The organism is Anabaena catenula FACHB-362, assembly GCF_014698735.1.
Classification (GTDB): Bacteria; Cyanobacteriota; Cyanobacteriia; order Cyanobacteriales; family Nostocaceae; genus Anabaena; species Anabaena variabilis_A.
The window spans coordinates 76,030-83,935 of the sequence record NZ_JACJTQ010000028.1; the positions used below are offsets into that span (position 1 = coordinate 76,030).

The following is a 7,906-nucleotide window of genomic DNA, read 5'->3' on the forward strand; positions in this document are numbered from 1 at the left end:
CAAAACAATTATCCTACTGTGGCAAGTTTTTCTTGTTCACGGGCATCAACAACTAAAACTAAACAAAGTGCGGCCACAGCCTTTTCCCATTCCTTGCGTACTGTAATATCTTCCACACCATCAAATAAACCAACCAAGCGAGGAACAGCCTGTTCTAAAGCTGCGTGTGGAACTGGACGATGTAACTCAACGAGGTGATTGATACTTTCTTGATTATTGAGAAAACCAATTACCCATTTTGTTGTATGATCTGGACTATCAGGAACACGCTGCACTCCTAATTCATTTTTTAGCCAGTTATAAAAAGGCGGTAAATGTGTAGCTAAAACTGCACCTGCGGTGGGTAAAGTTTCTCGCAGCAATTTAATATCTAAACTGTCTAATTCTTGTTTTAATTGTGGTGAATTCAGTACCTTATTTAAAGGTGTGGAAAGAATTGCTTCTATTTCTGGTGCAGAAAAAGCTAAATTTTGGGTAAAGGTAGAAATTAGTGATGACATTTTGCAAATCTCCAAAAATAATTAATTAATATCTGCTGCTTTTTCAGAAAGTGTAAGCAGGAATGATAGATTAGATTCAGCCTGTAAAGCATGAGGTGCGTTAGCAGGCATAAAAACAAAAACTCCGGGTTCTAATTTAATATTTTCCCCTGATAAAGTTAGTAAACCTCTACCTTCTAAGACATTGACAGTAGCATTGCGCGTAGAGGTATGTTCAGATATTTCGGTATTAGCTGCTAGACAAAAGAGAGTATATTGACAAGCTGTATCTTTTACTAACATCTTGCTTAAAACTCCCGCACGGGGATATTCAATTTGTTCTCGTAGTTGGGTGACAGTAGAACTCATATCAATGTAAGAGTAAAATTTCCAAAGTGTCAAGATATTAATCAGTAACAGCACATATAAGGATGTAGCCTAGTTCTTGCTGAAACTTATGGAAAACATGACGCATTTCTAAAACCCGTTGGCGGATAGCAGGCTGTGTTAAGATATTCCAGAAAATCCGCATGGTGTTGATAATGCCTTCATCTTGCAACATTCGCCAACAATTCAGTAAACTCATAGCACCGGTTTCGTGTTTCTGTACTTTTAATCCTGCTTGAGTAAAAACCTGAATCCAGTTAATTGCTGAAAGAGGTGTAGAATTAACTTTAATTACTTTGGCTAAATCTGCACTAATTTCGGCTTCTTGATCATTAGCTAATAATTCATGGGAGAGAAATTTACCTCCCGGTTTCAGTCGGTTGTGAATTTCTGTTAACAGCTTGGCTTTCCCCGGTGGAGATTGCATTGTTAGAATTGCTTCAGCGAAAACGTAATCAAACTTTCCTGGAATTTTATCCAGGTGGAAAATGTCACCTTCAATAATTTCAATTTCATTTTCTAAGCCAGCAGCACGAATATTAGCACGCGCACTAGCTACACTTTCAGGATTTTTTTCTATTCCCACTACCTGTACATGGTAGCGTTGAACCAAAGAAATAGCACTATAACCAAAGCTAGAAGCTAATTCTAAAACTGTCTCACCTGGTTGAAAATTCGCCCATTGGCATAATTTTTCTGTAGCTATGCGTCCACCGGGACGTAAATATTTTTTACCTGCTGCTGCTAAAACTTGGTGTCCCGAAGCAGTCGAGAAATTAAGGGTGGTGTTGGTCATCTGTCTGACCCTCTGAACTTGTTCTATCCCCAATCTGTCAGAATTTTATCATACTGTCTTTGAGGTAGCTCAAAGAAGAGGAAATATGAGAATAAAGTCAGGAGGGGAGAATATAAAACTCTGTGATAGGTTACTTGACTAAAAAGGGAATACTCTACTTATATGTTATGTATTCTATACACAAGGACTGATGAAAGTTGTAGAGGAAACCCGCACTAGATTAGTCATCAAACACCGACCAATTGCCGATTGGTTATGGGGAAGCGTATTATTTATAGGTGGTTTGAGTTTTTGGATTTATTTCATAGTTTTTGATTTTGCTTCTCTCCATCTTACCTGTACTCGTTTTTCACCTCCAGAAATTAACTGCGAATTAAGGCGGTTTAAAATTCTGAGAAGTATGGAAAAAATAAATATATATAATCCTCAACAAGCATACATTCAGGAAAAGATTGGAAGCAAAGGGAGTAAAAGTTATCAAGTCATCATTGTCAGTAATTTGAAACATTTTCCCCTTCTCTCTCATATTAGCTATCAAGATAATCAGGCATTCATGATTAAATTTAATAGTTTCATTAATTCTAGTGACAGCTTTCTAATATTGCGACAAAATCAACGTGACCATCTTGTTTTTGTCAGCTTATTTATGTTATTTATTGCAGGAATTGGTGCTTATTCAGCAATGTCATCTGCAACAAATTGCACTTTTTATAAAAGTATCAATAAGTTTTATATAGAACGTAAAAGTTTACATAGCAAGGAAATTATCGAGTATCCTCTAGAAGAGATTGTCCGTTTTCATATTCACGACAAGCAAGATAGATATTCTAAAGTTTATCAGGCTGTAATTTCTCTAAAAGATGGCAAAGAGATTCCAATTAATCCACAATATACAGATGAACAAAGCGTTAGATACGTGGTTATGAAAATACGCCAATTTCTGAACGTTGATTTATAAGTTGATATAGACAACAAGAGAAAATCAAATTAACTTGATTTGGTAAATCTCGTGGTAGATAAAATAAATTAATCGCCTTTTAGGTTAAGTTGAGTTAAGATTTTTCGACTTTCAACCGTAAAGTGCAGAATCTCAGTTGTATCTTATTCTCATAGGTTAACAATTGTCTATAGAGTAAGATTCTCACCTAATCATCATATTATGTCGAACCAGAAAAAAGAACCAAGTGGATGTGGATGTGCCAATATTCCATTTTCCGTGATACTAATTATTTTCGCAGGTGGTTATTGGTTGTTTACCCAGAGAAACAATATAGATGTTAGCAACCTTGTATCTCAAGCTCAACAAATCACTAATCCTATCTTCAATTCTACACCAAATATTACAGCAAATCCTACACCAATTATTGCCCCAATACCTCAAGCAACACCTCAAGCAAACTCTACAAAAATTCCTTCTCCGGCTGCATCAAGTATTGCTAAAATTACTCCTAATAATCAACCAACTCCCATTAAAATCAGCATACCGAAAACAACACCATTACCTGCAAATCCTTGGCAGAAAAAAGCCATTAGAGGCATTTATTTAAGTCGCTACCAAGTTACTAATAATGCCACTGAAAAAACGATTCGTGAAAGAGTGCGTTATTATCGCGCTCAAGGATTTAATACTATTATTCATGGTGTTTGGGGTAATGGTTGTACAATGTACAATAGTAAGGTGATGCAGCAAACCCTCGGTTATAAAAGTTGTCCAAATCTGTTTCAAGATCAATGGTTAGATTGGTTAATTGATGAAGCTGATAAACAGGGAATGCAGGTTCACGCTTATTTTGAAAAAGGTATTAAAATAGATAAAAATAGCCCTATTTTTGATTTAGCTATTGAGAAAAAATGGGTTGTTCCTGGTGTAGATAAAACCTATTCTGCCGTAGAACATTATGTGCTTGATGTAGAAATTCCTGAAGTTGCGAATTTCTTTAAAAATATTTTAGTCGAGTTTGTACAAAGGTATCCCAAAATTGATGCTGTACAATGGGATGATTATTTAGGTTATCATGCTGAATTACCAGGAAAAGTAGATCGGACTGCTAAGTTAACTACTTTTGTGCAGCAAATGATTACGGGCATGAAAAAAGCTAATTCGACCGTGAGTTTTGATATTTGTCATCATAACCCTTATTGGGCTAAACGATACTTTGCGGCTGATTGGGAAAAATGGAATGTGGATAGAGTCTTTATTCAGGTTTATAATGATGCTAATTTCCAAGAAGAATTAAATTATGTGAAAAATTATAATGGTATTGCTATTAGTGAACCGCAATTTCATCGTTTAAAAGCATTATTAGATAACCCAGAAGTTAAGAGTGTTTTAGTTTTTCCTGGATCTGGAAAACCAGAAGAAACGGCTTCTACTTTCAATAGTTTGATTAAAAATAGTAAATAAGGAGTCAGGAGTCAGGAGTCAGGAGTCATATAGCGGTTTTTGGTTGAGTGAGATACAAGAACCCCACCCCCCAACCCCCTCCCCGCAAGCGAGGAGGGGGCTATGATGTACCTTATTCAAGCGCATACCGCTATAATTTTTCACTAATTCCCAATTCCCAATTCTCCAAAAATTAAGCTTTCTTTAACCAGCTAAACATGGCGCGTAAATCTCTACCAACTTCCTCAATGGGATGTTCTGCTTCTTGACGACGCATAGCGGTGAAACCAGGTTTACCGGCTTGGTTTTCGAGAACGAATTCTCGCGCAAATTGTCCAGATTGGATTTCGCTGAGGATTTTCTTCATTTCTGCTTTGGTGTCAGCAGTAACGACTCTTGGCCCACGGGTATAATCACCATATTCAGCAGTATTAGAAATACTATCGCGCATGGTAGCTAAACCACCTTCTACAACTAAGTCAACAATTAATTTGACTTCGTGCAGACATTCAAAATATGCTAATTCTGGTTGATAACCTGCTTCAACTAGGGTTTCAAAACCGGCTTTGATTAAAGCACTCAAACCACCACACAATACTGCTTGTTCACCAAACAAATCGGTTTCGGTTTCTTCCCGGAAAGTAGTTTCCAGAATACCTGCGCGTGTACCACCGATACCTCTAGCATAAGCCATTGCGCGATCGCGTGCCTTGCCTGTAGCATCTTGATATACTGCAAATAAAGCCGGTACACCTTGTCCTTGTTCGTAAGTCCGACGCACTAAGTGTCCTGGGCCTTTTGGTGCAACCATCACCACATCAACATCAGCCGGAGGGACAACTTGTGCAAAGTGAATATTAAAGCCATGTGCAAAGGCTAAAACATTTCCTGCTTCTAAATTTGGTTCAATCTCGTTTTTGTAAATTGTTTTCTGCACTTCATCAGGTAATAAAATCATGATGAAATCGGCAGCTTTAGCAGCGTCAGCCACATTTTTCACAGTCAAGCCAGCAGCTTCGGCTTTTGCTGTTGACTTACTACCGGGATATAATCCTACAATTACATTTACACCACTGTCTTTTAAATTAAGGGCGTGGGCATGACCTTGTGAACCATAACCAATAATAGCAATCGTTTTTCCAGCCAAAAGGTCTAAATTGGCATCTTCATCATAATACATCCGCGCCATAGAAGCATCTCCTGTCCGCAAGCATAGTTATAAAATTGGCAGACTTTTGATTTTACCCCAAATTGTGTTACCAAAATAAATACTCTAGGTCAGAATCTTGTTGAAGAGACATCTAGGTATATTTATTGCCTTGACTGGGGATAAGTTAATATTAACTATACTTATCTGTATCTAAAGAAAATGTTATAGAAAAAAATTTTACTTTTATGTGGAAATTATGAATACTTTAATTTTTTTTTAAGGTGTTCAACATAAACAGAAATATTTATGATAACTTTGATACAAATTTGTTAAGAATAGTTACAGCATCGGTAATACAAGGAAACATTTCTTATGGTTGATTTACATGATCATAACCCACCACATCAGGTAGTTATCGTTGGTGGTGGCTTTGGTGGACTTTATGCGGCAAAAAGCCTAGCTAAAGCTAATGTCAACGTTACCCTGATTGATAAACGCAATTTTCATCTATTTCAACCACTCTTGTACCAAGTAGCTACGGGTGCTTTGTCTCCAGCGGATATTTCCTCACCTTTGCGTTCTGTTCTCAGCAAAAGTAAAAATACAAAAGTGCTGTTGGGTGAAGTCAATGATATTGACACCAATGCACAACAGGTAATTCTCAGTGGCGAAATAGTACCTTATGATACGTTAATTGTCGCCACCGGGGCGAAGCATTCCTATTTTGGCAAAGATAACTGGGAAGAATTTGCACCCGGTTTGAAGACTGTGGAAGATGCTATTGAAATGCGTCGGCGGATTTTTATGGCGTTTGAAGCCGCTGAAAAAGAAACTGATGCAGCTAAACGGCGTGCTTGGTTAACTTTTGTAATTGTTGGTGGTGGTCCGACTGGTGTAGAATTAGCTGGTGCGATCGCAGAATTGGCAACCAAAACCCTCAAAGAAGATTTCCGCAACATCGATACATCAGAAGCGCAAATTTTACTTTTAGAAGGGATGGATCGCATTCTCCCACCTTTTGCCCCAGAATTATCCCAAGAAGCAGAAACTTCTTTAACACAATTAGGCGTAAATGTCCAGACAAAAACCCTGGTAACTAATATTGCCAATGATATTGTGACTATCAAACAAGGTGATGATGTTAAAGAGATAGCTGCGAAAACAGTATTATGGGCTGCGGGAGTGAAAGCCTCACCAATGGGGAAAGTTTTGACAGAACGGACTGGGGTGGAGAGCGATCGCGCTGGTCGTGTTATCGTTGAACCAGACCTAAGTATTAAAGGACATCCCAACATCTTTGTAGTTGGTGACTTAGCAAATTTTGCCCATCAAAATAATAAACCCTTACCTGGTGTTGCACCAGTCGCCATGCAAGAAGGCGAATATGTAGCTAAACTAATTCAGAAACGCCTTAAAGGTGAAACACTACCACAATTTAACTATGTGGATAGAGGAAGTTTAGCAATGATTGGGCAACACGCCGCAGTTGTTGATTTAGGTTTCATCAAACTTAAAGGTTTCCTCGCGTGGTTTGTTTGGCTATTTATTCACATCTACTTCCTGATTGAATTTGATAACAAATTAGTTGTGATGATTCAATGGGTTTGGAGTTATTTTACCCGCAATCGTGGCGCGAGATTGATTACAGGGAAAGAAACTATTCCATCTGTACCAATTGAAAGTAATGGACATTATCAACCGGTGAAAACTAGACAACCAATAAATGTGTAGTTATCCCTCGTTCCCAGTCTCCGACTGGGAATGCCATCAAGAGGCTCTGCCTCCCAAAATACCATCATAGAAGCTCTGCCTCCTAAATTGATAGCCTAAAATCAAAAACTTATGTATCCCAAATTTACTAATGATCGTTGATTATACGATGTATAACTTCTGCCTCCCATATTAAAATCAAATCACCACATCTACCAAATTAAATGAAAGAATGGGACGCAGCCGCTATCATGTACTAGGAACTCAACCACACTTTATAACCAGCACAATAGTTAATTGGATGCCATTATTTGGACAAACTGAAGTTGTGCAAATTATCATAGATTCCCTAAAATTCATGCAACGACAACAGCGGTTGACATTGTATGGTTACGTCATCATGGAAAATCATCTTCATCTTATCGCTGCGGCTGCAAACTTATCCAAAGAAATAGGTAATTTTAAATCATTTACTGCCCGTTCAATTATTGATTTACTTCATAAAAATAAAGCTGAATATATACTTGGTCAACTGGAGTTTTATAAAATAAAACATAAGATCAAACAAGAGTATCAACTGTGGCAAGAAGGTTTTCATCCACAGATAATTTCCAATGAGGAAATGTTTAGGCAAAAATTAGAGTATATGCACAATAATCCGGTGCGACGTGGTTATGTTGATGATCCGGCTCATTGGCGTTATTCTAGTTATCGGAATTATATAGGATTACCGAGTTTATTAGATGTGGAGATAATTGATTTGTGAGATATTGAGGCAGAGCCTCATCATAGCATTCCCAGTCGGAGACTGGGAACGAGAAATTGTGTATTTAGGGAATATAATTAATACTATGTCTAACGATGATATAAACATTCAAAACAATCGAATCATATTAGACATCTCCGAAAAAGAATTAAATTATGGTATAAGAATATAAAAGTGTATTTTTTGGTAAGACGTTATGGGCAGTATATTTGAATATATTCAGAGCAATCCTCAC

General features: G+C 37.4%; 8 protein-coding genes. 4 read left to right on the top strand and 4 right to left on the bottom strand.

All coding sequences use genetic code 11. The annotated features are described in order from the left end of the window. Window positions 1-8: 8 nt before the first annotated feature. From H6G68_RS17630 to H6G68_RS17640, 3 genes are read right to left on the bottom strand one after another with little or no spacing between them, the layout of a single operon-like run. Window positions 9-500, bottom strand: coding sequence for a hypothetical protein (locus tag H6G68_RS17630; RefSeq protein ID WP_190907809.1), 492 nt, complete (start codon window positions 498-500; stop codon window positions 9-11). A gap of 21 nt (window positions 501-521) precedes the next feature. After that, entirely contained in the window at window positions 522-848 is a 327-nt protein-coding gene (locus tag H6G68_RS17635; protein ID WP_190907810.1) for a cupin domain-containing protein, read from the bottom strand. A gap of 37 nt (window positions 849-885) precedes the next feature. After that, window positions 886-1,662 (bottom strand): SAM-dependent methyltransferase, encoded by a 777-nt coding sequence (locus tag H6G68_RS17640; RefSeq protein ID WP_190907811.1) that lies wholly within the window; start codon window positions 1,660-1,662, stop codon window positions 886-888. Window positions 1,663-1,852: 190 nt separating this feature from the next. Between H6G68_RS17640 and H6G68_RS17645 the strand changes: the two genes are divergently transcribed. Then, on the top strand, window positions 1,853-2,620 hold the full coding sequence (locus tag H6G68_RS17645; protein ID WP_190907812.1) for a hypothetical protein: 768 nt from the start codon (window positions 1,853-1,855) through the stop codon (window positions 2,618-2,620). Between the two features lie 201 nt (window positions 2,621-2,821). Further along, entirely contained in the window at window positions 2,822-4,066 is a 1,245-nt protein-coding gene (locus H6G68_RS17650) for a family 10 glycosylhydrolase (RefSeq protein WP_190907813.1), read from the top strand. 172 nt (window positions 4,067-4,238) lie between these two features. On the opposite strand, the gene ilvC is transcribed toward H6G68_RS17650, so the two are convergent. Beyond that, window positions 4,239-5,234 carry a ketol-acid reductoisomerase gene (ilvC, locus tag H6G68_RS17655; protein ID WP_015214206.1) on the bottom strand — a complete coding sequence of 332 codons (996 nt, stop codon included), beginning with the start codon at window positions 5,232-5,234 and terminating at the stop codon, window positions 4,239-4,241. A 333-nt stretch (window positions 5,235-5,567) separates the two neighbouring features. On the opposite strand from ilvC, the gene H6G68_RS17660 reads away from it, so the two are divergent. Together H6G68_RS17660 and H6G68_RS17665 are read left to right on the top strand one after the other, a co-directional pair. Then, window positions 5,568-6,926: an NAD(P)/FAD-dependent oxidoreductase gene (locus H6G68_RS17660; protein WP_190907814.1), complete on the top strand. Its 1,359-nt coding sequence runs from the start codon at window positions 5,568-5,570 to the stop codon at window positions 6,924-6,926. 211 nt (window positions 6,927-7,137) lie between these two features. Continuing rightward, window positions 7,138-7,671 carry an REP-associated tyrosine transposase gene (locus H6G68_RS17665; RefSeq protein WP_190907815.1) on the top strand — a complete coding sequence of 178 codons (534 nt, stop codon included), beginning with the start codon at window positions 7,138-7,140 and terminating at the stop codon, window positions 7,669-7,671. Window positions 7,672-7,906: the final 235 nt, after the last annotated feature.